The organism is uncultured Luteimonas sp. (assembly GCF_947492465.1).
In the GTDB taxonomy this organism is placed as follows: Bacteria; Pseudomonadota; Gammaproteobacteria; order Xanthomonadales; family Xanthomonadaceae; genus Luteimonas.
This window is the reverse complement of sequence record NZ_CANLNF010000001.1, coordinates 710,771-735,843: the sequence shown is the minus strand read 5'-3', so window position 1 is coordinate 735,843 and position 25,073 is coordinate 710,771. Positions and strand designations below refer to the sequence as shown.

Below are 25,073 nucleotides of genomic sequence, written 5' to 3'. Positions count from 1 at the left end.
GCGACCGCCCGGCCGGTTCCAGCGGCACCGGGGCCGTCCCCGCGGGGCGTCCGCCGCTCCGTTACCCTTGTCACACCGGACCGCCGGCACGCGTCCAGTCCATCCGCTTCCAGCCCGACCGGGAACCTGCCCGAATGCGCCTGTCCCTGCTGCTGCCGCTGTGCCTGCTGCTCGCCCTGCTCGGCTGGGCGGTGTGGGCCTTCAACCGCCTGGTCCGGCTGCGCAACCAGGTGCGCACCGCCTGGGCCGACATCGACGTGCAGCTGATGCGCCGCCACGACCTGGTCCCGCAGCTGGTGGCGGCCGTGCAGGCCTACGCCGGCCACGAGCGGGCCGTGCTGGACACCGTGACCGGACTGCGTACGCAGGCGCTCGCGGGGCCGAGCCGGCCGCGCCTGGCCGAGGTCGAGGACGCGCTGGAACAGGCGATCGGCCGCCTGTTCGCCCTGCGCGAGGCCTACCCCGAACTGAAGGCGAGCGGCAATTTCGCGCAGCTGCAGCGCGACCTGGTCGAAGTCGAGGAGCAGCTGCAGTACGCGCGGCGCTTCTACAACGGCGCGGTGCGCGACTACAACGACGCCACCCAGCGCGTGCCCGACCTGCTGGTCGCGCGCCTGGCCGGCTTCGGCCGCGAGGAGTTCTTCGAGGCCGGCGACGCCCAGCGCGCGCCGGTCCGGGTGCAGCTGCCGTGAGGGCCCTGCTGCGCTGCGCCTGCGCGCTCGTCCTGCTGGCCGCCAGCGCGCTGCAGGCGCAGGCGGTCGAGCGCATCGAGTCCTACGCCATCGACGTGGCGGTCGAAGCCGACGGCAGCCTGGAGGTGACCGAACGCATCCGCGTGCGCGCCGAGGGCGAGCGGATCCGGCGCGGCATCTACCGCGACTTCCCCACCCGCTACCGCGACCGCCACGGCAACCGGGTGGTCGTCGGCTTCGAGGTGCTCGAGGTGCTGCGCGATGGCCGGCCCGAACCCTGGTTCACCGAGCGCCGCGGCAACGGCGTGCGGGTGAACACCGGCAACGACGACCTGCTGCCGGTGCCGGCCACGCACAGCTACACCCTGCGCTACCGCACCACCCGCCAGCTCGGCTTCTTCGAGGATCGCGACGAGCTGTACTGGAACGCGATCGGCACCGGCTGGGAGTTCGCGATCGATTCGGGCCAGGTCGAGCTGCGCCTGCCGCAGCCGGTGCCCGTAGCCGACCTGGCCGTGGACGGCTGGACCGGCGCGCAGGGCGCGCGCGGCCAGGGCCACGCGGCCTCGACGCCGTCGCCGGGCGTGGCCCGCTGGGCGCTGACCGCGCCGCTGCAGCCCGGCGAGGGACTGACCGTGCTGCTCACCTTTCCCAAGGGGGTGGTCGCCGAGCCCGCGCGCGCGCAGCGGCTGCGCTGGCTGCTGGCGGACAACATCGCGCTGCTGGTCGCCCTGCTCGGGCTGCTGGTGGTATCGGGCTACTGCGCGCTGCGCTGGCACCAGGTGGGTCGCGATCCGCCTGCAGGCACCGTGATCGCGCGCTACCAGCCGCCCGAGGGCATCAGCCCCGCGGGCCTGCGCTTCATCCGCCGCATGGGCTACGACACGCGCTGCTTCTCGGCCGACGTGCTCTCGCTGGCGGTAACCGGCGCGCTGCGGATCGAACGCGACAAGGGCCTGCTCAGCGACCACTGGCGGCTGGAGCGGACCGGCGCCGCGCCCGCCGGCGATGCGGCGGCGCTGATGCAGGGGCTGTTCGCGCGGCAGTCCACGGTGGAACTGGACCAGGACAACGCCGTGCTGCTGCAGAAGGCCAACAGCGACCACCGCAAGGCGCTCGACCGGCGCTATCGCGGCACGATGTTCCACAACAACGGCGGCAGCGGCCTGGTGGCCCTGCTGCTGATGCTGCTGTTCTGCGCCGCGGCCCTGGTGCTGGGCGGGGCCACCGGCGGCGGCCTGCTGTTCGCCGCGGTGCCGATGCTGGCGATGGTGGCCGTCGTGGTGAGCTTCGCCTTCCTGGTGCGCGCACCGACCCGCGAGGGACGGCGCATGCTCGACCACATCGAAGGCCTGCGTCGGTACCTCGCAGTGGCGGAAAAACAGGACCTGCAGCGCCTGCAGGCGCCTGGCGGCGATGCGCCGGACGGGCCGGAACCCACGCTCGACGCCGCGCGCTTCGAGGCCTTGCTGCCCTATGCGGTGGCGCTCGACGTGGAGGACGCGTGGACCGCGAAGTTCACGCTCGCGGTGGGCGCGGCCGCCGCCGCGGCGGCGACCTCGGCGATCGGCTGGTACCACGGCAGCAACGGCACCGGTTCGATCGGCGACATCGGCAGCTTCACCAAGGCGATCGGCGGCAGCCTCGCGTCACAGATCGCGTCCTCGTCCTCGCCGCCGGGCAGCTCCTCCGGGGGCGGCGGCGGTGGATTCTCGGGCGGCGGCGGCGGCGGCGGTGGAGGTGGCGGCCGCTGAGCGGCCGCGGCGGGGATCGCCAGGCCGGCAACGGGCGGCGGACGCGGCGCATCCCCGTGGCCCGCGGCGGTGCCCGCGGTGATCGGCGACAATGCGCGACTCCCCCGCCCGCCCCCATCCCATGTATCGCTGGTTCGAATCCCGGCTCGACCCGTTCCCGCCGGATCCCCCGGCGCAGCCTCCGCGCTCGCTGTACGCCTTCTGCCGGCACTACACGCGCGGCACGGAGAAATGGCTGCTGCTGATGGCGCTCACCACGGCCGGCATCGCGGTCGCAGAGCTGTCGCTGTACGCCTATGTCGGCTCCCTGGTCGACCGCCTCGGCAGCACCACGCCGGACACCTTCCTGGCCGAGGAGGGCCGCCGACTGCTGTGGATGGGCGTGCTGGTGCTGGTGGCGCTGCCGCTGACGGTGCTGCTCAACGCCCTGGTCCAGCACCAGACCCTGCTCGGCAACTTCCCGATGCGGATCCGCTGGAACGTGCACCGTTACCTGCTGCGCCAGTCTATGGGCTACTTCCAGGACGAGTTCGCCGGGCGCATCGCCACCAAGCTGATGCAGACCTCGCTGGCGGTGCGCGAGACGGTGGTCAAGCTGCTCGACATCGGCAACTACGTGCTGGTGTTCTTCGCCGGCACCCTGGCCGTGGCTGCCGCCTCGGACTGGCGGCTGATGCTGCCGTTCGCCGCCTGGATCGCCGGCTACGCGCTGCTGATGCTGCATTTCGTGCCGCGCATGGAGAAGATCTCGCGCGCCCAGGCCGATGCGCGCTCGGAGATGACCGGGCGCATCGTCGACAGCTACACCAACATCGCCACGGTCAAGCTGTTCTCCCATTCCAGGCGCGAGCAGGCCTATGCGCGCGAGGCGATGGACGGCTTCCTGACCACCGTCTATCCGCAGATGCGGCTGGCCACCCACGTCTACAGCCTGCTGTACGCGATGAACATGGCGCTGCTGTTCGCCACCGTGGTGCTGGGGCTGTGGCTGTGGCACCAGGGCGCGGTCGGCGCCGGCGCCATCGCGGTCACGGTCGCGCTGGTGCTGCGCATCCTGGGCATGTCGCAGTGGATCATGTGGGAGCTGTCGACGCTGTTCGAGAACATCGGCACGGTGCACGACGGGATCGGCTCGATCTCGCTGCCGCCCACGGTCGACGACGCCGCAGGCGCGCCCGCGCTGGCGCGGGTGCGCGGCGACATCCGGTTCGACGGCGTCGGCTTCCACTACGGCAAGGCCGGCGGGGTGATCGACCATCTCGACCTTCACGTGCGCCCCGGCGAGAAGATCGGCGTGGTCGGGCGCTCGGGCGCAGGCAAGTCGACCCTGGTCAACCTGCTGCTGCGCTTCCACGACTGCGAGAGCGGGCGCATCCTGGTCGACGGCACCGACATCGCCAGCGTGCAGCAGGATTCGCTGCGTGCGCAGATCGGCGTGGTGACCCAGGACACCTCGCTGCTGCACCGGTCGGTGCGCGACAACATCCTGTACGGCCGTCCCGACGCGGGCGAGGACGAGATGGTCGAGGCCGCGCGCCAGGCGCGCGCGCACGAGTTCATCCTCGAACTGACCGACGGCCAGGGCCGGCGCGGCTACGACGCCCACGTCGGCGAACGCGGGGTCAAGCTCTCCGGCGGGCAGCGCCAGCGCATCGCGATCGCGCGGGTACTGCTCAAGAACGCGCCGATCCTGGTGCTGGACGAGGCGACCTCGGCGCTGGATTCGGAAGTCGAGGCGGTGATCCAGGAAAACCTGTACCGGCTGATGGAAGGCAAGACCGTCATCGCCATCGCCCACCGCCTGTCCACCATCGCCGCCATGGACCGGCTGGTGGTCATGGACCAGGGCGCGATCGTCGAACAGGGCGTGCACGGCGAGCTGGTCGCGGCCGGCGGGCTGTATGCCCAGCTGTGGGCGCGGCAGTCCGGCGGCTTCATCGACAGCGGGGACACGCTCCCGGCAACGGGCCTCACGGAAGCCTGAGCAGGCGCGGCGCGGTCAGCGCCAGTCGGCGTCGCCGCTGGCGTCGTCGCGCTCGGGCTCGTCGCGGCGGGCCTGGCCGCCCTGCTCGCCTTCCTGCACCGGCGTCAGCGCACGCCGGCCCATGTGCTCGGGCTTGTCGGCGACCAGCAGCGCATCGAACTCCGACAGCGGGCTCTCGGTCGGGCAGGTCGCATCGGGAAAGCCATAGTCCTTGCGCAGGTCCAGGCCGCAGGCGTTGAGCGTCTCCAGGTCGGCGTTGGCGGGCTTGCAGCTGGTGTCGAAGGCCCGCACGAACGCGTCGCGACGGGAAACGAAGTCCTCGCCGCACTGGCGCATCAGGCGCAGCCGGTCGAGGTCGTCCTGGGCCGGGTTGATGCCGTCCAGTCCGTACAGGGCGAGCTCGTCGCCGGTCAGCAGGCGCAGGTTGCGGTTGGGCACCGCCATCATCAGGTCCGCCACCGCGGTCGCGGCGCCGTTGCGTTCGAGGTAGTCGCGCACCCGGTCGTAGACCACGCGCAGTTCGCGGTTGAGTTCCAGGCGGGTGGACGCGGTCGAGCTCATGCGGATGATGCGGTGGATGCCGATCCGGCCGCTGACCATGCGCATGTCGCCGGCGGCGAGGATGAACACGCAGGCGCTGTGGCAGACCGCGTCCTCGCGCACCCAGACCGTCCAGCGCGATTCGGCGATGCGGTCGCCGGCGCGGATCGCATCCTCGACCATGCCGCCGCTCGAATCGATGTCGAGGACCCGCTTGCCGATGTCCAGCGTGTCGGCGACCTCGGTCACCCGCTGCATCAGCGAGGCGAACGCGGCGTTGATCTTGCCGGAATAGCGCAGCCGGACCACGCCGCGCTCGGCGCACTCGCCCAGCGCGGCGGTCACGGCCGCCTGGTCGAACGTCTCCAGGGACGCACCGTCGCCCTCGCGCACGTAGTCCAGTTCGCAGCTCACCGAGGCCACGCCCGGCGCGAGCTCCAGCGGGGACCAGTCGACGCCCTCGGGCTCGTCGGGTACCGGTTCGGAGACTTCGGCCTCGAGCGGCGGTTCGGCGCCGTCCACCTGCACCGGCGCGGTGCTCACCGCGCCGCCCTCCTCCGGGCTGGCGACCTCCACGGTCGCGGCCTGGGTGTCGTCCTGCGCACGGCAGCCGAGCAACAGCAGGCTGGCCAGCAGGAGGATGGAAAAACGCTTGCACATGAACGCACGTCCGCGGGCGGGACAGCCGGCGGGCGTCACTGCCGCGCGACTGCAGGGGGGCGTGCCAGTGTAGGGCGCGGGCCGCCGGCGACCACAACGGCCGATGAACCCGCACGGCGCCCGTGGACCACGGCGCGGCGCATGGCGATTGCGTGAGCGGCGTGTCGAAATCCACGCCTGCGCTTCGTCGCTGCAGTACACGGGCGGATCGCCCGCCGTCCACCCGGCGGCCAGCGCCGCCCCAGCCAGGAGCGTCCCATGCCGTACATCGATGGTTTCGTGATTGCCGTTCCCACCGCCAACCGCCAGACCTTCCTCGAACACGCCCGCCGCTTCGACCCCTGCTTCATCGAATTCGGCGCGACCCGCGTGATCGAGGCCTGGGGCGACGACGTGCCCGCCGGCAAGGTCACCGACTTCGCGCGCGCCGTGAAGGCAGGCCCCGACGAGACGGTGGTGTTTTCCTGGATCGAGTGGCCGGACAAGGCCACCCGCGACGCCGGGATGAAGAAGATGATGGAAGACCCGCGCATGGATCCGTCCAACCCCATGCCCTTCGACGGCAAGCGCATGATCTTCGGCGGCTTCGACTGCCTGCTCGAACTCGGCAGCTGACCGCCGCGTCCGCGATGCGGATCAGGCCCCGCCGCACGGCGTGTCCTCTGCGTCGGGGGGGCTGTCCCGGCGGACGGCCACGGCAGGCACCGGTTGCCTGCCGCGGCCTCCTGCGGAAGACTGCAGGCCACACGTCTGCAGGGGGATGCCATGGGCCAGGCCACCGAGGAGTTCCGCCGCGTCTTCCTGCCGTACTGCATCGAGCGCGTGGAGGGGCATGGCCATGTCGTGCTCAACCGGCTGTACAAGCCGCTGGGCATGCGCACCGAGGCCCACGTCGACTACGCACCGCACGCGGTCCGGTTCGCCGCCCTCAGTCCGACCCAGGCCGAGCTGCTCAGCCACGCCCGCAGCCAGGACACCGACCGCATCCACCTGTATGCCGACGCCAGCGCGCCGACCAAGAGCCAGGCCGACTGGGACGCCTACCAGGGCCGCCTGCAGATACTGGCCGCGATGGAAATCGGATAGGACGCGCTGCGGGCTGCGGCGCAGTTGCCGGTCAGGTGACGCGGAACAGCGGCTGGCTGCTGCCGGCCATGGGCAGCGTTCGCGCAAGGTAGCGGCCGCGGGTATAGCCTGCATGCGGGCGGCGGCGGCGGCTGCGGTGACCGTCGTCTTCGGGGATGGCCGCGGGGAACGCCTGCGGCAGGCCGGACTGGAGGCGGGTGATGCTTACCGTCGGCGCGAACGCGGCGCGCGCATGGGACGGTCGGCGACGACGATGGCCGCGGGGAATCAGGGAAAGAAATGAACGCTTCAGGTAATTTTTGATTGCTTCCTCCATAAATTGAATAATTACAACGGGTTACGGCTGGAATTATAGCACAGACCGGGTTTCGCGGCCAGCGCGTGAACAGATGCACGCCCTGATGCGGATGCCGACGCAGTCCACACCTCTCCGTCCCGGGCCTCTCGCCCTGCCGCCGCCGTGCGCCCTCGCCGCTTGACCCAAGTCAGGGTGCCGGCCGGCCCGGCGTCCCAGGATGGAGCCCTCCCCCACTGCCCTGGAGGTGTTGTCATGCACTTGAAACGGGTTCCGCTGGGTCTTGCGCTCGCACTGGCGATGGCTGCCCTTGGATCAGGATGCGCGGGCGACGGCGAGGCGACGGCCGCGGCGACCGGCACCGACAGCGTGGCGGCCGCGCAGGTCGATGCGCACGCCGCGGACGACGCGCATGCACACGATGACCCGCATCACGGACAGGCTGGGATGGACTTCCCGGTGCCCGAGGGGCACACGCCCTGGACGCCGGACGCGCCGCTGATCGAGGGCATGTCGCGGGTCCGCGTCGCCATCGCCGGCGTCGAGGCGGATCCGGACCCGGCCACCGTCGTCGCCCGCGCCACCGATATCGATGCCGCCATCGAATACATGTTCGCCAACTGCAAGCTCGAAACCGAGCCGGATGTCGCCCTGCACGCGGTCTTGGCGCGGCTCATGGCCGGCAGCCAAGCCCTGCACGCGAACCCCGCCGATTCAGCGCCGGTTGCCGACATGCACGCGGCGGTCGGCAACTACGAGGCGCTGTTCGACGACCCGAACGGCTGAGCCGCAACCGCTGCGGCCATCTGCCGGGGGCCGGCTTGTGGGCCGGCCCGGGCACCGCCATCATGCCGGCTGCCCTGACAGGAGATCGGCGTGAGGCATCCGCGGTCCACTGCGGCCACGCAAGCGCGCGCCTGTCGCGCAGCATCGGCCAGGCGCCTGGCACCTCCACACGCACGTCCAGCGCCGGCACGCGACCTACCCGCCGCCCGCTGGGGCTGCGTGCTGGGCGCGCTGCTTGCACTCTCCGGCTGTGCCACGCGCGCACCGTCCACGCCGGCCCCGGACCCGCATGCGCTGCGCGCCGACGTCCAGCGGCGGATCCCGGCGACGGTGCCGGACCGCGACGGCTGGGCAAGCGACATCCAGGTCGCCTTCACCGCGCAGCGCATCGCACCGGCCGTGGAAAACATCTGCGCGGTGCTGGCGGTGATCGAGCAGGAGTCGGGTTACAAGGCCGACCCGCCGGTCGCCGGCCTGCCCGGCATCGCCCGCGGCGAGATCGATCGCCGTGCCGCGGCGCTGCACATCCCGAAACTGCTGGTGGACGCAGCGCTCAAGCTGCCCTCCGGCGATGGCCGCAGCTACGGCGAGCGCCTGGCCCGCGTGCGCACCGAGCGCGAGCTCAGCGAACTCTACGAAGACCTGATCGGACGCGTGCCGATGGGCGAGCGGCTGTTCGCCGGGCGCAATCCGGTGCAGACCGGCGGCGCGATGCAGGTGGGTATCCCGTTTGCCGAGGCCAACGCGGCCGGCTATCCGTGGCCGGTCGATGCCTCGATCCGCAACGAGGTCTTCAGCCGGCGCGGCGGACTGTACTTCGGCATCGCGCACCTGCTCGGCTACGAAACGCCCTACGTGCGCAAGATCCATCGCTTCGCCGACTACAACGCCGGCCGCTATGCCAGCCGCAACGCCGCATTCCAGGCAGCCGCCAGCCGCGCCAGCGGCCTGCCGCTGGAACTCGACGGCGACCTGCTGGCCCCCGGCGCCCCGCTCGACCGGCCGGGACGCACCGAGGCTGCAGTGCGGGCGCTGGCCCCGCAGCTGGGCATGGACGAACGCGCGATCCGCCGGGCGCTGGAGCGCGGCGACCGTCTCGACTTCAACGACACCGATCTGTTCCGCGGCGTGTTCGCCATCGCCGAAGCGCATGAAGGCTCGCCGCTGCCGCGCGCACTCGTGCCGGGGATCCGCCTCGACAGTCCCAAGATCAGCCGCGAACTCACCACCGCCTGGTTCGCCGAACGCGTGGACGCGCGCTACCGGAACTGCCTGCAGCGATAGCCGGGCGTTGCGGCACCACGCAGGCGCGCGCGCCGGTGGCTGGGCGACTGTCGCACGCGCCCGGTCCGATCCATCGAACGCGGACGACGGCGACGCTCAGGTTTCGCCCATGTCGCGCCGCGGCCCGTCGCCGTTGCCGTGGCGGATGCGGCCCAGCCGCGGCAGCACGCCGACGACCAGCAGCGCCACCACGGTGGTGATCAGCGCCACCATCTCCTGGCCCATGCCGGCAGCCATGCCGATGGCGGCGGTCATCCACACGCCGGCGGCGGTGGTCAGGCCCTCGATCCGCTCTTCCTTGTCGAGCTTGAGGATCGCGCCCGCGCCGAGGAAGCCGATGCCCGAGACGATGCCCTGCATCACGCGGGTCACCTCGGCCGGATCGATGTCCGCCAGCAGCGGCGCCAGGACGAACAGCGCCGACCCGATCGAGACCAGGATATGGGTCTTGAGCCCGGCCGCGCGCCCCTTGGCCTCGCGTTCCCAGCCCACCAGCCCGCCCAGCACGGCGGCCACCGTCACGCGCACCATCAGCACGGTCAGCGTGTCGACGTCGGGCAGCGCCAGCTCGCGCGCGATCGCATCGCCGATGTCTTCGAGCAGGGCCATGGCCAGCAATCTCCGGTAGTGGATCGGGACGGGCGCGCGCCAACCGCTGCGAAAGCCGCGCCTGCGGCCCGCACGCTAGTGCCTGGCGCGTGGGGTCGCGGTGAATGGGCGCCCCGCGTGGCCGGCGGTCACTGCATCGGCAGCTTGAGCCCCTGCTCCCGCGCGCACTGCCTGGCGATCTCGTAGCCGGCATCGGCATGGCGCATCACCCCGGTGCCCGGATCGTTCCACAGCACGCGTTCGATGCGGCGGTCCGCCTCGACCGTGCCGTCGCAGACGATCACCACGCCGCTGTGCTGCGAATAGCCCATGCCCACTCCGCCGCCGTGATGCAGGCTCACCCAGGTCGCGCCTCCGGCGATGTTGAGCATGGCGTTGAGCAGCGGCCAGTCGCTGACCGCGTCGCTGCCGTCGGCCATGGCTTCGGTTTCGCGGTTGGGCGAGGCCACGCTGCCGCTGTCCAGATGGTCGCGCCCGATCACCACCGGCGCCTTCAGTTCGCCATTGCGCACCATCTCGTTGAAGGCCAGGCCGAGCTTGTGGCGCTGGCCCAGGCCCACCCAGCAGATGCGCGCGGGCAGGCCTTGAAAGCTGATGCGCTCGCGCGCCATGTCCAGCCAGTTGTGCAGGTGCGGATCGTCGGGGATCAGCTCCTTGACCCTGGCATCGGTGCGATGGATGTCCTCGGGATCGCCACTCAGGGCCACCCAGCGGAACGGCCCCACGCCGCGGCAGAACAGCGGACGCACGTAGGCCGGCACGAAGCCGGGGAAATCGAAGGCGTTGGCGCAGCCTTCGTCCTTCGCCATCTGGCGGATGTTGTTGCCGTAGTCCACGGTCGGGATGCCGGCCGCGTGGAAGGCGAGCATCGCCTCCACGTGCACGCGCATCGACTTCTTGGCCGCATCGCGCACCATGTCGGGCTCGGACTTCTGCGCGTCCAGCCAGCGTTCCACAGTCCAGCCGGCAGGCAGGTAGCCGTGCACCGGGTCGTGGGCGCTGGTCTGGTCGGTGACGCAGTCCGGACGCACCCCGCGCCGTGCCAGCTCGGGCAGGATCTCGGCGGCGTTGCCGAGCAGCGCGATCGACCTGGCCTCGCCCGCGGCCGTGTGTTTCGCGATCCGCGCCAGCGCGTCGTCGATATCGGTTGCCTGCTCGTCGACGTAGCGCGTACGCAGGCGGAAGTCGATGGCCGCCTGCCGGCATTCGACGGTCAGCGAACAGGCGCCCGCCAGCGAGGCGGCCAGCGGCTGCGCGCCGCCCATGCCGCCCAGGCCCGCGGTGAGGATCCAGCGACCCTGCAGGCTGCCGCCGTAGTGCTGGCGGCCCATCTCCACGAAGGTCTCGTAGGTACCCTGCACGATGCCCTGGCTGCCGATGTAGATCCAGCTGCCGGCCGTCATCTGGCCGTACATCATCAGGCCCTTGCGGTCGAGTTCGTTGAAGTGTTCCCAGGTCGCCCAGTGCGGCACCAGGTTGGAGTTGGCGATCAGCACGCGCGGCGCGTCGGGGTGGGTGGGGAACACGCCCACCGGCTTGCCCGACTGCACCAGCAGGGTCTCGTCGTCGCCCAGCGTGCGCAGCGTGTCGAGGATCGCGTCGTAGCAGGCCCAGTCGCGCGCGGCGCGGCCGATGCCGCCGTAGACCACCAGGTCCTGCGGGCGTTCGGCCACGTCCGGGTCGAGGTTGTTCTGCAGCATCCGGAACGGCGCCTCGGTGAGCCAGCTGCGGCAGCTCAGGCTGTTTCCACGGGGCGCGCGGACGCTGCGGGATGGATCGTGACGGGGGTCGTTCATGCAGGGAATTCCGGTGTGGAGCGCAGCCTGGAAGTGTGCGCCGCGGGCATGCCCGCCGCTACCGTCCGCGGCTGCGCGACCGGCCCGATCGCGGCCCTCGCGGCGCCGGTTCGCGACATCGGTCGCGCCGGGTATACGCTGTATACATGAGCCGCCCCGATACCGCGCGCCGCATCCTCGCCGCCGCCCGCGCCCTGTTCGAACGCGAAGGCCCGGCAGCGGTCAGCATGCGACGCGTGGCCGACGCGGTGGGGGTCACGCCGATGGCGATCTACCGCCACTTCCCCAATCGCGACGCGCTGCTCAAGCGCATCAGCGAGGACAGCTTCAGCGAGATCGCCCGCCACTGGGACGCGCGCAAGTCCGGCGGCGATCCCATCGCGCAGCTGCTGGCCATCCAGATGATCTACCTGGACTACGCGCTGGCGCATCCGCATCTGTTCGACCACGCCTTCTCGGTGCCGCGCGAGGATGCGCGGCGCTTTCCCGAGGACTTCCGCGCGCGCCGCTCGCCGACGTTCAACGTGGTGCACGACGCGGTGATCGAGGCGCAGCAGGCCGGCGCTTTGCGCGGCGGCGACGCCTGGGACATCGCGATGACCCTATGGGCGCATTCGCACGGGCTGGTCGCCCTGTACCGCGCCGGCCGCTTCAGCTACGACGACCGACGCTTCCAGGCGTTCTACAGGGCCTCGCTGGGAAGGCTGCTCGACGGACTCAGGTGCTGATCGCACGCACTGGCCCAACGTCTTCGCCGCTCGCGCTGGTGGCCGGGCTGCCGTGCGCGCCCTACCGCCCATGGGGGCGACGCGCTGGACCCGGCGTGCCTGCTGCCGGCGTTGCTGCTCGCGCTACCCGCCTTGCGCGGCCGGCGCGACCGAAGCCTGGAACGAAAACGCCCGGCGCAGGCCGGGCGTGTCGTGGCGGAAATGCCGGGTCGATCAGAAGATCGACGGATCCAGGCGGCGCAGTGCGTCGCGCACGTCGGCCGAACCGGTCCGCTCGATGTCCTCGCGGGTGTAGACCCGGCCGGCGGCGTTGACGCATTCCTCTTCCGACTTCTTCGAGCGGTTGCGCGTGGCCACTACGCGCGAGCCGGTTTCGCGGATGCAGAAGCGGTCCTCGGGATCGCCCTTCTTCTTCGACGCGGCCGCGGCCTCCTCGGGCTCATCCTCCTGCGCCAGCGCGGTGGCGGGAACGGCGACGGCGAACGCGGCGCCGGCGAGCAGCGCGGCCAACAGGCGACAGGTCATGGGGCACCTCCAAAGCGGATTCCGGCCGGACGGCCGCCCACCAACATAGGGCAGCGCGGCGCACATGCAACGCCACGCGCGCGGCGGATTCAGACGGGCGTCAGCGTGGCGCGGTGCGCAACCGCTGCCGGCAAGTCCTCGCGCTGTCACATTCTTTCCTAGAATGGCCGGATGACCCGCATCCGCTGTTTCCTGCTTCCGCTGCTCCTGCTGCTGTCGGCCTGCTCCAGCCTGCCCTCGACAGGGGATCGCGCCGACACCGCCCCCACCACCGTGCTGCTGGTGTCCCTGGACGGGGTCCACCCCGGCTTCCTCGGCCGCGGCGATACGCCGAACCTCGACCGCCTGGCCGCCGACGGCGTGCGCGCGCAGTGGATGACACCGTCCTATCCGACCCTGACCTTCCCCAACCACTACACCATCGTCACCGGGCTGCGTCCCGACCACCACGGCATCGTCCACAACACCATGCGCGACGAGACGCTGGGCGGCTTCGCCCTGAAGGATCGCGATGCGGTGGGCAACGCCGGCTGGTGGGGCGGCGAGCCGCTGTGGGTGTCGGCGGAGAAGGCCGGTCTGCCGACCGCCACGCTGTCGTGGCCGGGGAGCGAGGCGGCGGTCGCCGGCGTGCGGCCGCGGCGCTGGCATGCCTACGACGAGACGCGGACGATCGCCACGCGCGTCGACACCGTCGCCGGCTGGCTGGCCGAACCCGACACCACGCGGCCGCGCCTGGTCACGCTGTACTTCGAGCACCCCGATTCGGCCGCGCATGCGCACGGTCCGCGCTCGCCGCAGCTGCGCGCCGCCATGCGCCAGGTCGATGCCGCGATCGGCGACCTGCTGGGCCGGCTCGAACGCGACGGCACCCGCGCGCGCACCGACATCGTCATCGTGTCCGACCACGGCATGGCCGAGGTGGCGGACGGCCAGGTGGTCGTGATCGAGGACATGGCCGATCCAGGCGACGCGGAAATGGTGACGGCTGGCCAGGTCGTCGGCTTCCGCCCGCTGCCCGGGCGCGAGGCGGCCGCCGAACGCCAGCTGCTGGGGCGCCACGACCGCTACGCATGCTGCCGCCGGCACGAGCTGCCCGCGCGCTGGCACTACGGCACGCACCCGCGGATTCCGCCGATCGTCTGCCAGATGGAGACGGGCTGGGACGCGCTGCCGCGCGAGTGGCTGGCACGGCGTCCCTCCGGCACGCGCGGCTCGCATGGCTTCGATCCGGCGGCGCCGGAGATGCGCGCGGTGTTCATCGCCAATGGGCCGTCGTTCCGCAGCGGTGCGGTGCTGCCGGCATTCGACAACGTGGACGTGTATCCGCTGCTCGCACGGCTGGTCGGCATCGCGCCCGTCGCCCACGACGGCAGCATCGATGCGCTGCTGCCGGCACTGCGCGACGAGGTGCGGGCGCCGTAACGGGCGTACGCAGGGTGTTCCGGGGCGGCCTGCGCTCCCGCCCGAAGAACCGCGTCGCCGCGGCCGGCGCGACCTGCCGGCTTGCCGACGGCGTCGCGCATTGATGTCCGAAAACGGCCAGTCGGCGTCGGGGTGCGGCGCTAGACTGCCCCCATGCCCGGTACCCCCCTGCCCGATCCCGCCATCTGCGAACAGGCACGCCTCAGCCGCGATGCCCGCTTCGACGGCCTGTTCTTCACCGCGGTGTCCAGCACCGGGATCTACTGCCGGCCGACCTGCCCGGCCCCGCCGGCCAGGTCGCGCAACGTGCGCTATTACGCCAACGCCGCGGCCGCCGAAGCGGCAGGCTTCCGTCCCTGCCTGCGCTGCCGGCCGGAACTGTCGCCTGCCGACGGCAGCTGGCGCCGCGGCGACGGCGCGCTGGCGCGCGCGCTCAAGCTGATCGACGAGGGGTTCCTGGCGGAAGCCCCGCTGGCGACCCTGGCCGAGCGCGTGCACCTGGGCGAACGCCAGCTGCGTCGCCTGTTCACCGCACGCCTGGGCGCGCCGCCGATCGGCGTGCACGGCACCCGCCGCCTGCTGTTCGCCAAGCAGCTGCTGACCGAGACCGCGCTGCCGGTCACCGAGGTCGCGCTGGCGGCCGGCTTCGGCAGCCTGCGCCGCTTCAACACCTGTTTCCGCGACGCCTACGGACTGGCGCCTCGCGCGCTGCGGCAGCGTCCCGGCGCGGGGCAGGATGACGTGCTGGCGCTGCGCCTGAACTACCGGCCGCCCTACGATTTCGCGGCCATGCTCGACTTCCTGCGCGGGCGCGCATTGCCCGGCGTGGAGGAGGTCGATGCCACGACCTACCGGCGCGTGCTGGGCGACGCCGCGGCGCCGGGTTGGCTGCGGGTCGGCCCCTGGCCACGCGGCAGCGGGGGCGACGGCCATGCGCTGAAGCTCGAACTGCACGGTTGCCCGCCGTCGCGGCTGCTGCCGGTGGTCGAACGCGTGCGCCGGATGTTCGACCTGGACGCCGATCCGCAGGCCATCGCCGGCGTGCTCTCCACCGACGTGCAGCTGCACCCGCTGCTGCACGCGCGGCCGGGACTGCGCCTGCCCAGCGGCTGGGACGGGTTCGAGATCGCGGTGCGCGCGGTGATCGGCCAGCAGGTCAGCGTCACCGCGGCGCGCACCATCACCGCGCGCCTCGCCCAGCGCCACGGCACGCCCCTGCCGGACGGCCTCGCGACCGCGGGCCTGCGCCTGCTGTTTCCAGGTCCGGAGCAGCTGGCCGACGCCGACCTGTCGGGCATCGGCCTGCCGACCGCACGCGCGGCCACGGTGCGCGCGATCGCGCAGGCGCTGGTCGAAGGCCGCGTCGATTTCGATGCCGGGCACGCGCTCGAGGACTTCGTCGCACGCTGGACCACCCTGCCCGGCATCGGGCCGTGGACGGCGCACTACATCGCGATGCGCGCACTGGGCCACCCCGACGCCTTTCCCGCCGGCGACCTGGTCGTGCAGAAGCACCTGGCCGGCGACGCGGCCGGCAGCCCGCGCCTGCGCGCGGCGACCCTTTCGCGGCGCGCCGAGGACTGGCGTCCCTGGCGCGCCTACGCCGTCATCCACGTCTGGCGCGAGGCCGCGCTGGCGCAGCAGGCGGCCACCACCAGCCGCGCCACGGGCGCACGGAGGAAAGCGGCATGAACGTCCTGACCACCACCATCGACAGCCCGGTCGGCCCCCTGTTCCTGGCCGCCGACGCTCAGGGGCTGCGCGCGATCGAGTTCCGCGACAACCGCCACCCGGTCCGCCGCGGCGACGGCTGGCGCGAAGGCGACAGCCCGCTGCTGCGGCAGGCACGCGCGCAGCTCGGGGAGTATTTCGCCGGCCGCCGGCGCGGGTTCGACCTGCCGCTGGCGCCGCAGGGCACGCCGTTCCAGCAGTCGGTGTGGATGGCGCTGGCGACGATCCCCTACGGCCAGACCACCAGCTACGCCGGCCTGGCGGCGCGCGTCGGGCGGCCGACGGCAATGCGCGCGGTAGGCGCGGCCAATGGCCGCAACCCCCTGCCGATCGTGCTGCCCTGCCATCGCGTGATCGGCGCCGATGGCTCGCTCACCGGCTTCGGCGGCGGGCTGCCGACGAAGCAGTTCCTGCTCAAGCTCGAGGGCGCGCTGCCTGCCGGGTTCGACCTGTTCCCGCAGCCCTCAGCCATGCCGGTCCAGGCAGCGCCGGGCTAGGCCTGGGTCAGCCGCGCGGCGATCGCGCGGCGCAGCGGCGGCACGCGGTTGGACAGGCGCAGGATCGCATCGCGCACGCCGCGCACCGGCGCGCGATCGTCGGTGAACACGCGCACGACCAGGCGGGTGGCGGCGTACATCGGCCAGGCGGCCAGCTGGTGGTGGCGCCCGTATCGCGCCAGCACCGCGGGCGAGCCGATATCCTCGCCGCGCCGATGTGCCTGCAGCACCACGCTGGCCAGCGTGTCCTGCCCCTGCAGCCCGAGGTTGAAGCCATGCGCGGTGACCGGATGCATGCCCACTGCCGCGTCGCCCACCAGCGCCGCGCGTGGCGCGGTGAAGCGGTCGGCGAAGACCGAGACCAGGGGATAGACGTGGCGCGTGCCGATCGGGCGCATGGCGCCCAGCCGGCCGCGGAAGCGCCGCGCCAGGTCGGCGCCGAAGTCCGCATCGTCCATCGCCTCGACCTTCGCCATGTCCTGCGGCGCGAGGGTCAGCACCACCGAGGCAAGATCGCCGTTGAGCGGCAGCAGCGCCAGGGTCTGGCCGTAGCCGAACCATTCCCAGGCCACGTGCCGGTGCGGCCGTTCGATCGCGACGCGGGCCACCAGCATGCGCTTGCCGTGATCGTAGGAACGCGCGCCGATGCCCAGCATCCGCCGCACCTGCGAGAAGCGGCTGTCGGCCGCCACCAGCAGGCGTGCACGGATGGTCTGCCCGTCCTCCAGGGTCAGCGCGACCGTGTCGCCCTCGCGCGCGGCGGCGGTCACGCCCTGCCCCGTGAGCAGCTGCGTGCCGGGCTGCTGCGCGACCAGCGCATAGGCGGCGCTGCGGATGCGGTGGTTGGGCACCAGCCAGCCCAGCTGGGGACTGCGGCCATCGTCCGCGCTCACCCGCAGGCCGGTCTCGGCCTCGCCGTTGAGCACCCTGGCGTCGCGAAGTTCGGACACGTCGTCCGCGTCGAAGCCTGCCCACAGCCCAAGTCGGACGAGGATTGCGCGCGAGGCGTGGGTGAGCGCGATCTCGCGGCCGTCGAAGGCGGGCTCGGCGATCTGCGCCAGCGGCTGCTTCTCGATGATCGCGACCGACAGGCCACTGCCCGCCAGCGAGCGCGCGAAGCACAGGCCCGCCGGGCCCGCACCGACGATGGCGATGTCGACGTTCATGCTGTCCGGCTCCATGCGGCGAGGCCGGCAAGCCTGCCGCGCCATGGCCCGCCCCTGCATTGATCCAGGTCATGCGCCGCCGCGCACGCCCGGGCATGCGCCCGGTCCGCGCGACTCAGTCGCGCAGCAGTTTGCGCAGCGCGTCCGCGTAGCGCGCCGCGATCGTCCCGCGCTGCGGATGGCGTCCCTCCGCGACCAGCTGGCGGCCACCAACGTGTACCTCACGCACCAGCGGCCGGTTGCCGCTGAAGATCCAGCGTTCGGCCACGTCGTCGGCGCTGGCGGCGGCGAGCACCGGCGCATCGGCATCGAGCACGAGGCTGTCGTCGACGCCATCGAAGCCGGTGGCCTGCGCCGCGCTGGCCAGCGCGCCCCGCAGCAGGGTCGCACCCACGCCGGGCGATCCAGGGCCGATGGCGATGTTGCGACGACGCGTGCCCAGCCGCTGGCCGTACTCGAGCCAGCGCAGCTCCTCCACCGGCGACACCGAGATATGCGAGTCCGAGCCGATGCCCCAGGCACCGCCGGCGTCGAGATGGTCGCGCAGGCGGAACAGTCCATCGCCGAGGTTGGCCTCGGTGGTCGGGCAGATCGCCACCGTCGCGCCGGAACGCGCGATGCCCTGCACCTCGCCGTCGTTGAGGTGGGTCGCGTGCACCAGGGTCCAGCGCGGGTCGAGGTCGGCGTTGCGCAGCAGCCATTCGACGGGACGCAAGTCGCGCACCGCCAGGCAGTCCTGGACCTCGCCCACCTGCTCGGCGATGTGGATGTGGATGCGGGCCTCCGCCGGCAGCGCATCGAGCACGCTGCGCATGGCCACGGCCGGCACCGCGCGCAGGCTGTGCAGCGCGCAGCCCACACGCAGCATGTCGTCCTGACGCGCATGCAGGGCATGGAACAGGCGCAGGTAACCCTCGACGTCGTGCCCGAAGCGGCGCTGGCGCGGGTTGAGCTCGCGCCCGTCGAAGCCGCCGGTCATGTACAGCACCGGCAGCAGGGTCAGGCGGATCCCGGCCTCGCGCGCCGCCGCGGCCAGCGCATCGGACATCGCCGTGGGCGTGGCATAGGCGCTGCCGTCCGGCGCGTGGTGCAGGTAGTGGAACTCGCACACCGTGGTGTAGCCGGCTTCGAGCATCTCCACGTACAGCTGTGTGGCCACCGCGTGCAGCGTGTCGGGATCGAAGCGCGCGGCCATGCGGTACATGGTGTCGCGCCAGGTCCAGAACGAATCGGACGGATGCGTCTGACGCTCCGCCAGCCCCGCCATCGCGCGCTGGAAGGCATGCGAATGCAGGTTGGCGATGCCGGGCAGGCGCCAGCCAGCGGCAACGGACTGGATCGGCAGCGGGGACAGGCTGGACATCGGCGGGCGGCGGGCGGCGGGAGTGGGTTAGGCTACCGTGCTGGCGTGTTCCTTTCACTGGCGGTGCGATGCTGGAAAGTCTGGCGGTTCTCGGCGTGGCGCTGCTGGCGGCGGTCCTGGTGCTGCTCAAGGGACGCGATCGCCTGCGCACGCCCGGGGCCAGGCGCAGCCGGCGCGATACGGGCGCCGCCAGCGGCAGCCCGGCACGCAGCGATGAAGCGAGCGGCGATGGCGATGGCGGAGGCGGCGGTGACTGAGGCCTGGGACGGCGTCCTGGTCGGCGCCAGCCTTGCAACGCTGCAGGGCGATGCGGGATACGGGACGATCGAGGACGGTGCGCTGGGATGGCGCGAGGGCCGGATCGTGTTCGCCGGCCGCCGCGCCGAGCTGCCGGGCGAGCCGGAACGGCTGGCCGATTGCGTGATCGAGGCTGGCGGCGGCTGGATCACGCCCGGACTGGTGGATTGCCATACCCACCTGGTGTTCGCCGGCGACCGCGCCGCCGAATTCGAGCAGCGCCTGCAGGGGGCCAGCTACGAGGAGATCGCGCGCAGCGGTGGCGGCATCGTCTCCACCGTGCGCGCCACGCGCGCCGCCGACGAGGACACGCTGCTGGCGCAGTCGCTGCCGCGCGCGCGCGCGCTGCTGGGCGACGGCGCGACCACGCTCGAGATCAAGTCCGGCTACGGCCTGGACCTGGACGGCGAGCGCCGGATGCTGCGCGTCGCGCGACGCATCGGCCAGTCGCTGGGCGTCGAGGTGCGCACCACCTTCCTCGGCGCGCACGCGCTGCCGCCCGAGTTCGCCGGTCGCGCCGACGACTATATCGAAGCGGTCTGCGACTGGTTGCCGCGCCTGCATGGCGAAGGGCTGGTCGACGCGGTCGACGCCTTCGCCGAGCGCATCGGCTTCAGCGCCGCGCAGACCCGGCGCGTGTTCGAAGCGGCGCGCGCGCTCGGCCTGCCGGTGAAGCTGCATGCCGACCAGCTCAGCGACGGCGGCGGCGCGGCGCTGGTCGCGGAATTCGGCGGTCTCTCGGCCGACCACGTCGAGCACACCTCGGCCGCCGGCGTGGCGGCGATGGCGCGCACCGGCACCGTCGCGGTGCTGCTGCCCGGCGCGTTCCACGTGCTGCGCGAGACCCGGCTGCCGCCCATCGCGGAGTTCCGCGCGCAGGGCGTGCCGATGGCGGTCGCCACCGACTGCAATCCCGGCACCTCGCCCCTGCTTTCGCTGCGCCAGGCCATGCAGCTGGCGTGCACCCACTTCCGCCTCACCCCCGAGGAAGCGCTGCGCGGCGCCACGGTCAACGGCGCGCGTGCGCTGGGCCTGGACGATCGCGGCGTGCTGTGCGCCGGCCTGCGCGCGGACTTCATCCTTTGGGACATCGCCCGTCCGGCGGAGCTGTGCTACTGGCTGGGCGGCCCGCTGGCGCGCGCCGTCTACGCGGGCGGACATCGACTTTGCTGACACTCCGGAGACCACGCATGATCCTGCGCACCACCCTCGCCTGCGCGCTCGCGCTGTCCTGCCCGGCCGCCTTCGCCGCCGAGCCCGCCACGCCGCGCGCGACCGCGCTGGCGCAGGACGCGGTCATTGTCGACACCCACATCGATGCGCCCGGGATCCTCGCCGAGACCTGGGCCGACCTGGGCCAGGACGCGCCCGACCGCGAGTTCGACTGGCCGCGTGCGCGCCAGGGCGGGCTGGATATCGCCTTCATGTCGATCTACACCTCCGCGAGCGAAGACCGCGAGGGACGCGCCCGGCAGCTGGCGCATGCGCAGATCGATTCGATCGAGGCCCTGGTCCAGCGCCATCCCGACCGCTTCGTGATCCTGACCTCGCCGGCCGACGTGGAACGGCTGCGCGCCGGCGGACGCGTGCTGCTGCCGCTGGGCATGGAGAACGGCGCGCCGCTGGGCGACGACCTCTCGCAGCTGCAGCGCTTCTTCGAGCGCGGCATCCGCTACATCACCCTGGCGCACAGCGCCTCCAACCGCCTGGCCGATTCCTCCTACGGCCTCGAGCGCCCGCTGGGCGGCTTGAGTCCGTTCGGGCGCGAGGTCGTCGCGGAGATGAACCGGCTCGGCATCATGGTCGACGTCTCGCACGTGTCCGATGCCGCGGCCGCGCAGGCGATCGAGTTGAGCAAGGTGCCGGTGATCGCCAGCCATTCGGCGTTCCGGCACTTCACCCCGGGCTTCGAACGCAACATCAGCGATGCGCTGGCGCGCGCGATCGCCGAGCGCGGCGGCGTGGTGCAGGTGCCGTTCGGGACCGCCTTCGTCAACGCGCAGGCGGCGGCCGACATGCAGGCGCGGTTCCGGGCGCGCGCCGCGTTCGACGCGCGCAACGCGGAACTGGCCGCGGCCGGACAGCCCACGCAGGACGCGGCAAGCTTCGAGGCGGACTGGGATCGCGAGCACCCGACGCCCTCGACGCCGCTGTCGGCCGTGCTCGACCAGATCGACCACGGCGTGCGCCTGCTGGGCGTGGACCATGTGGGCATCGGCTCGGACTTCGACGGCGTCGGCGGCGAACTGGCCGATGGCCTGCGCTCCGTGGCCGACTTCCCCAACCTGGTCGAGGGCCTGCTGGCGCGCGGATACGGCGAGGACGACATCCGCAAGATCCTCGGCGGCAACCTGCTGCGGGTCTGGCACGAGGTCGAAGCCGGCGCGCAGCGCCACTGAGCCCGGACGCGCCGTCCACGGCCGCACCGGCACTGCGCATCCGCGCGGGTGCAGGAGGCGCCGAGGCACGCCCACAACGAAAAAGCCCCGCGATGCGGGGCTTTTTCGATCACGCGACGGAAAGGCTCATTCGCCCTTCGCGACCACCTTCTTCACCGCCTTGCGGGCGGGAGCCTTGGTCGCGGTCTTCGCGGTCTTCGCCACCGGCGCGGCTGCGCTGCCCGTGGCCTTGGCCACGGCCTTGGGGCGCGCGTTGCCGTAGCTGGAGGAATAGCGCTTGCCCTTGGCGGTCTTGCGGTCGCCCTTGCCCATCGTGTTGCTCCTGAATCTGGAAAATCGGCGCGGGGTGTCCGGCCGCCGCGCGGTCGCGCGAGGGGGCGCAGTCTACCACGCAGCTTGGCGGCACATGCCGCCGCCGCTCAGTGCGCGCAGCTGGCGTCGTGCACGTGGCTGTGGTTGAGGCGCAGGTTGACCAGGTGCCCGACCGCGACCAGGGTGCCGCCGAGGGTCATCGCCACCGCGTGAGGCACCACCGACTCGTGCAGCGGCGCATAGAGCACACCCGTCCACAGCACGGCCAGGCCCGGCAGCAGCAGCCCCAGCGCGCGCAGCGCGCGATGCCGACGGTAGCCCCAGACCAGGCTGAAGGCGCCCAGCAGGCTGGCGAACACCACGAAGCCGAACTCCAGGCTGTCGCCCAGCCAGACCGCGACGCCCAGCGACGGCAGGGCCGCGAGCAGCAAGGGCAGCAGCGCGCAGTGGGCGGCGCAGGCCAGCGAACCGGCGGCGCCGAAACGGTCGAGCAGGTGGTGCCGTTCTCGTGGGGTCATGACGTTCGGGAGGTTGACAGGTGGGCGATGGCCGATACGTAATAGTATAACATCACCACTCCACGGACCAGCCCCGCCCCATGTCGTCCCCCGCCCCCATCCCCCGGCGTCTCGCCTCCGCCCTCGCCCTTGCCCTGTGCACCCTGCCCGCGTTCGCCGCCCAGGACGATCCGCGCCACGCTGAAATCAAGGACCTGGACGAGGTCATGGTGCGCGCCACGCCCCTTCCGCAGACCGCCGAGTCGCTGACCCGGCCGGTGGAAGTGCTGGCCGGCAGCCGCCTCGACGAAGTCCGCGCCGCCACCCTGGGCGAGACGGTCAATCGCCTGCCCGGCGTGCAGTCCTCGTACTTCGGTCCCGGCGTCGGCCGGCCGATCATCCGCGGACTGGACGGCGCGCGCGTGCAGGTGCTGAGCGACGGCCTGGCCGCGGGCGACGTCTCCACCGTGAGCGTCGACCACGCGGTGTCGATCGAACCCTTCCTCGCCGACCAGGTGGAGGTACTGAAGGGCCCGTCCACGCTGCTGTACGGCAGCGGCGCGATCGGCGGTGCGGTCAACGTGGTCGAAGGCCGCATCCCCGAGCAGGCGACCGCGACGCCGCTGCAGGGCCGCGCCGAACTGCGCGCGGCCAGCGGCAACGACGAACGCACCGGCATGCTGCGCCTGGACGGCACCTCGTCCTCCGGCAACCTGGTCTTCCATGTCGACGCGCTGCACCGCGAGACCGGCGACTACGACATCCCCGGCCATGCCGGGATCGAAGCGCCGCACGACGACGATGATGGCGACGACCACGACGCGGACGACCACGACGCGGACGCCGGCGGCACCCTGGCCAACAGCGCGATGCGCACCGACAGCGCCGCATTCGGCCTGTCCTGGATCGGCGAGCGCGGTTTCCTCGGCGTCGGCAGCAGCCTGTACAACAGCCGCTACGGCGTGCCCGGCCATGCCCATGACGAGCACGGGCACGGCGACGAGGACGAGGACCACGGCGAGGAAGACCACGGCGACGAGGACGGCCACGAGGACGCGGTCCACATCGTCATGGACCAGCGCCGCCACGAACTGCGCGCCGGCCTGGACGCGCTGGGCGCGTTCGATACCCTGCGGGTGAAACTGGCAAACACCAGCTACACGCACACCGAATACGAAGGCCAGGTAGTCGGCACGGTGTTCGACAACGACAGCACCGAGCTGCGGGCCGAACTGGTGCACCGCGACTGGGCCGGATGGGACGGCGCGTTCGGCCTGCAGGGCTCGCGCCGCGACTTCCGCGCGGTCGGCGACGAAGCCTTCGTCCCGGATTCGCGCTCGCGCGACGTCGGCCTGTTCTGGATCGGCCGGCGCACGTTCGACACGCTGGACCTGGAGATCGGCGCGCGCCACGACCGCAACCGGATCGAAGTGGACGCGGCGACGGCGATCGGCCCGTCCCGCGATTTCGACGCCACCAGCCTCTCGGCCGCGGCGCGCTGGCATTTCGGCGAGGACCTGCACCTGTCCTTCGGCCTCGACCGCGCGCAGCGCTCGCCCACCGCGGAGGAGCTGTATTCCAACGGCCTGCACGTGGCCACCCGCAGCCACGAGTTCGGCAATCCGCAGCTGCGCCACGAGACCGCCAACCGGGTCGAGCTGGGTCTGCACTGGCACCGTGGCCCGCTGACCCTGGGCGCATCGCTGTACGCGCTGGACTACCGCGACTTCATCTACCTGGCCGACACCGGCATCGAGGACGGGGGCGTCACCGCCCGCCTCTGGAACCAGGCCGACTCACGCTTCAGCGGCGGCGAACTCGACCTGCGCTGGACCCTGCTCGACAACGACAGCGGCCGCTGGACCCTGCGCGGATTCGGCGACGTGGTGCGCGGCCGCCTCACCGGCGAGGGCACGCAGGAAGTGGCGTTCGCGGTGCCGCATGGCGACCACGCCCACCACTACACGGCGGAACTTCCCCTGTCGGGCGACCTGCCGCGGATCGCGCCCTGGCGCGCCGGCGCCGAACTGCGCTGGGAGGGCGGCGCCTGGCGCGCGGGACTCGGCGCGATCCGCCATGCGCGCCAGGATCGCGTCGCCGCCCACGAAACGGCGACGCCGGGTTACACCCTGGTCAACGCCAACCTGGCCTGGCACCACGACACCGCCAGCGGCCAGGCGCTGGAGCTGTTCGTCGACGGAACCAACCTGCTCGACGAGGAAGCCAGGCCGCACACCTCGTTCCTCAAGGACCTGGCCCCGCTGCCGGGCCGCAGCGTGGCGGCGGGCGTGCGCCTGTTCTTCTGAGCCGGGCGCTCGCGAAGGAGACCAGGCGCGGCGGAACCATCGAGTGTCCGCCGCGCCTGCCCACGATGCCTTGATCCGGCGCAATGCCCGCCGCGCGGCCACGTCGCAGACTGGCCGCGTCTCGACACAGCGGGGAATCCGGAGATGCATCCGATACTGCGGGAAATGCTGACAGAACCGGTCGGCTGGCTGACCATCGCCGGCGGACTGATCATCCTGGGCATGCCCCTGGCCACGGCCCTGTTCATCCGGCGGCGCATGCGCGACGAAGCGGCCGACGACAGGCGCAAGGGCGAATAGCGACGGTCTTCGGCACCGCATCCGGCGTCGGCACACCGAGGAAA

Annotated in this window: 25 protein-coding genes; 16 read left to right on the top strand and 9 right to left on the bottom strand. The window is 72.1% G+C overall.

The genetic code is table 11. The annotated features are described in order from the left end of the window. Positions 1–134: 134 nt before the first annotated feature. From Q0863_RS03305 to Q0863_RS03295, 3 genes are all read left to right on the top strand, one after another. Positions 135–692, top strand: coding sequence for a LemA family protein (locus tag Q0863_RS03305; RefSeq protein ID WP_298574999.1), 558 nt, complete (start codon positions 135–137; stop codon positions 690–692). Continuing rightward, positions 689–2,446 carry a DUF2207 domain-containing protein gene (locus Q0863_RS03300; protein ID WP_298574998.1) on the top strand — a complete coding sequence of 586 codons (1,758 nt, stop codon included), beginning with the start codon at positions 689–691 and terminating at the stop codon, positions 2,444–2,446. Before Q0863_RS03305 ends, Q0863_RS03300 begins: the two co-directional genes overlap by 4 nt. Before the next feature lie 121 nt (positions 2,447–2,567). After that, entirely contained in the window at positions 2,568–4,430 is a 1,863-nt protein-coding gene (locus Q0863_RS03295; RefSeq protein ID WP_345780514.1) for an ABC transporter ATP-binding protein, read from the top strand. Positions 4,431–4,445: 15 nt separating this feature from the next. Here the strand turns inward: Q0863_RS03295 and Q0863_RS03290 are convergent, their stop codons facing one another. After that, the gene (locus Q0863_RS03290; RefSeq protein ID WP_298574995.1) at positions 4,446–5,630 is read right to left on the bottom strand and encodes a hypothetical protein; all 1,185 of its coding nucleotides are present in this window, start codon (positions 5,628–5,630) and stop codon (positions 4,446–4,448) included. 258 nt (positions 5,631–5,888) lie between these two features. Here Q0863_RS03290 and Q0863_RS03285 point away from each other — a divergent pair, with 258 nt between their 5' ends. Together Q0863_RS03285 and Q0863_RS03280 are read left to right on the top strand one after the other, a co-directional pair. Further along, a complete protein-coding gene (locus Q0863_RS03285) occupies positions 5,889–6,245 on the top strand; it encodes a DUF1428 domain-containing protein (protein WP_298574993.1) in 357 nt (118 codons plus the stop codon). Positions 6,246–6,395: 150 nt separating this feature from the next. Continuing rightward, the gene (locus Q0863_RS03280; protein ID WP_298574991.1) at positions 6,396–6,716 is read left to right on the top strand and encodes a hypothetical protein; all 321 of its coding nucleotides are present in this window, start codon (positions 6,396–6,398) and stop codon (positions 6,714–6,716) included. 31 nt (positions 6,717–6,747) lie between these two features. On the opposite strand, the gene Q0863_RS03275 is transcribed toward Q0863_RS03280, so the two are convergent. Beyond that, positions 6,748–7,032 (bottom strand): hypothetical protein, encoded by a 285-nt coding sequence (locus tag Q0863_RS03275; RefSeq protein ID WP_298574989.1) that lies wholly within the window; start codon positions 7,030–7,032, stop codon positions 6,748–6,750. 348 nt (positions 7,033–7,380) lie between these two features. On the opposite strand from Q0863_RS03275, the gene Q0863_RS03270 reads away from it, so the two are divergent. Beyond that, positions 7,381–7,797, top strand: coding sequence for a DnrO protein (locus Q0863_RS03270; RefSeq protein ID WP_298574987.1), 417 nt, complete (start codon positions 7,381–7,383; stop codon positions 7,795–7,797). Between the two features lie 219 nt (positions 7,798–8,016). Next, positions 8,017–9,081 carry a DUF1615 domain-containing protein gene (locus tag Q0863_RS03265; RefSeq protein WP_298574985.1) on the top strand — a complete coding sequence of 355 codons (1,065 nt, stop codon included), beginning with the start codon at positions 8,017–8,019 and terminating at the stop codon, positions 9,079–9,081. Between the two features lie 96 nt (positions 9,082–9,177). Here the strand turns inward: Q0863_RS03265 and Q0863_RS03260 are convergent, their stop codons facing one another. Together Q0863_RS03260 and hutU are read right to left on the bottom strand one after the other, a co-directional pair. Then, on the bottom strand, positions 9,178–9,690 hold the full coding sequence (locus Q0863_RS03260) for an MgtC/SapB family protein (protein WP_298574983.1): 513 nt from the start codon (positions 9,688–9,690) through the stop codon (positions 9,178–9,180). Positions 9,691–9,818: 128 nt separating this feature from the next. Beyond that, entirely contained in the window at positions 9,819–11,486 is a 1,668-nt protein-coding gene (gene hutU / locus Q0863_RS03255) for a urocanate hydratase (protein WP_298574981.1), read from the bottom strand. A gap of 146 nt (positions 11,487–11,632) precedes the next feature. Here hutU and Q0863_RS03250 point away from each other — a divergent pair, with 146 nt between their 5' ends. Further along, the gene (locus Q0863_RS03250; protein WP_298574979.1) at positions 11,633–12,214 is read left to right on the top strand and encodes a TetR/AcrR family transcriptional regulator; all 582 of its coding nucleotides are present in this window, start codon (positions 11,633–11,635) and stop codon (positions 12,212–12,214) included. A 213-nt stretch (positions 12,215–12,427) separates the two neighbouring features. On the opposite strand, the gene Q0863_RS03245 is transcribed toward Q0863_RS03250, so the two are convergent. Continuing rightward, the gene (locus Q0863_RS03245) at positions 12,428–12,739 is read right to left on the bottom strand and encodes a hypothetical protein (protein ID WP_298574977.1); all 312 of its coding nucleotides are present in this window, start codon (positions 12,737–12,739) and stop codon (positions 12,428–12,430) included. A gap of 171 nt (positions 12,740–12,910) precedes the next feature. On the opposite strand from Q0863_RS03245, the gene Q0863_RS03240 reads away from it, so the two are divergent. From Q0863_RS03240 to Q0863_RS03230, 3 genes are all read left to right on the top strand, one after another. Beyond that, entirely contained in the window at positions 12,911–14,161 is a 1,251-nt protein-coding gene (locus tag Q0863_RS03240; protein WP_298574975.1) for an ectonucleotide pyrophosphatase/phosphodiesterase, read from the top strand. A gap of 153 nt (positions 14,162–14,314) precedes the next feature. After that, on the top strand, positions 14,315–15,853 hold the full coding sequence (locus Q0863_RS03235; RefSeq protein WP_298574973.1) for an AlkA N-terminal domain-containing protein: 1,539 nt from the start codon (positions 14,315–14,317) through the stop codon (positions 15,851–15,853). Beyond that, positions 15,850–16,389 carry a methylated-DNA--[protein]-cysteine S-methyltransferase gene (locus tag Q0863_RS03230; RefSeq protein WP_298574971.1) on the top strand — a complete coding sequence of 180 codons (540 nt, stop codon included), beginning with the start codon at positions 15,850–15,852 and terminating at the stop codon, positions 16,387–16,389. The genes Q0863_RS03235 and Q0863_RS03230 overlap by 4 nt, the downstream gene beginning before the upstream one ends. Here Q0863_RS03230 and ubiM read toward each other — a convergent pair. Beyond that, the gene (gene ubiM / locus Q0863_RS03225) at positions 16,386–17,555 is read right to left on the bottom strand and encodes a 5-demethoxyubiquinol-8 5-hydroxylase UbiM (protein ID WP_298574969.1); all 1,170 of its coding nucleotides are present in this window, start codon (positions 17,553–17,555) and stop codon (positions 16,386–16,388) included. The genes Q0863_RS03230 and ubiM overlap by 4 nt on opposite strands. Positions 17,556–17,670: 115 nt before the next feature. Beyond that, complete coding sequence (locus Q0863_RS03220) at positions 17,671–18,918, bottom strand: formimidoylglutamate deiminase (protein WP_298574967.1); 1,248 nt, start codon at positions 18,916–18,918, stop codon at positions 17,671–17,673. 68 nt (positions 18,919–18,986) lie between these two features. On the opposite strand from Q0863_RS03220, the gene Q0863_RS03215 reads away from it, so the two are divergent. Genes Q0863_RS03215 through Q0863_RS03205 form a run of 3 tightly spaced genes read left to right on the top strand, consistent with a single transcriptional unit; the run spans position 18,987 to position 21,614 of the window. After that, positions 18,987–19,175 carry a hypothetical protein gene (locus tag Q0863_RS03215; RefSeq protein WP_298574965.1) on the top strand — a complete coding sequence of 63 codons (189 nt, stop codon included), beginning with the start codon at positions 18,987–18,989 and terminating at the stop codon, positions 19,173–19,175. Then, entirely contained in the window at positions 19,153–20,388 is a 1,236-nt protein-coding gene (gene hutI, locus Q0863_RS03210) for an imidazolonepropionase (protein WP_298575880.1), read from the top strand. The genes Q0863_RS03215 and hutI overlap by 23 nt, the downstream gene beginning before the upstream one ends. Before the next feature lie 17 nt (positions 20,389–20,405). After that, positions 20,406–21,614, top strand: coding sequence for a dipeptidase (locus Q0863_RS03205; RefSeq protein ID WP_298574962.1), 1,209 nt, complete (start codon positions 20,406–20,408; stop codon positions 21,612–21,614). Positions 21,615–21,740: 126 nt separating this feature from the next. Here Q0863_RS03205 and Q0863_RS03200 read toward each other — a convergent pair whose 3' ends face one another. Further along, on the bottom strand, positions 21,741–21,926 hold the full coding sequence (locus Q0863_RS03200) for a 30S ribosomal protein THX (RefSeq protein WP_298574960.1): 186 nt from the start codon (positions 21,924–21,926) through the stop codon (positions 21,741–21,743). A gap of 107 nt (positions 21,927–22,033) precedes the next feature. After that, the gene (locus Q0863_RS03195) at positions 22,034–22,444 is read right to left on the bottom strand and encodes a MerC family mercury resistance protein (RefSeq protein WP_298574958.1); all 411 of its coding nucleotides are present in this window, start codon (positions 22,442–22,444) and stop codon (positions 22,034–22,036) included. Between the two features lie 80 nt (positions 22,445–22,524). Here Q0863_RS03195 and Q0863_RS03190 point away from each other — a divergent pair, with 80 nt between their 5' ends. Next, positions 22,525–24,729: a TonB-dependent receptor gene (locus Q0863_RS03190; RefSeq protein ID WP_298574956.1), complete on the top strand. Its 2,205-nt coding sequence runs from the start codon at positions 22,525–22,527 to the stop codon at positions 24,727–24,729. A 165-nt stretch (positions 24,730–24,894) separates the two neighbouring features. Then, positions 24,895–25,029: a hypothetical protein gene (locus tag Q0863_RS03185; RefSeq protein ID WP_298574954.1), complete on the top strand. Its 135-nt coding sequence runs from the start codon at positions 24,895–24,897 to the stop codon at positions 25,027–25,029. Positions 25,030–25,073 lie beyond the last annotated feature (44 nt).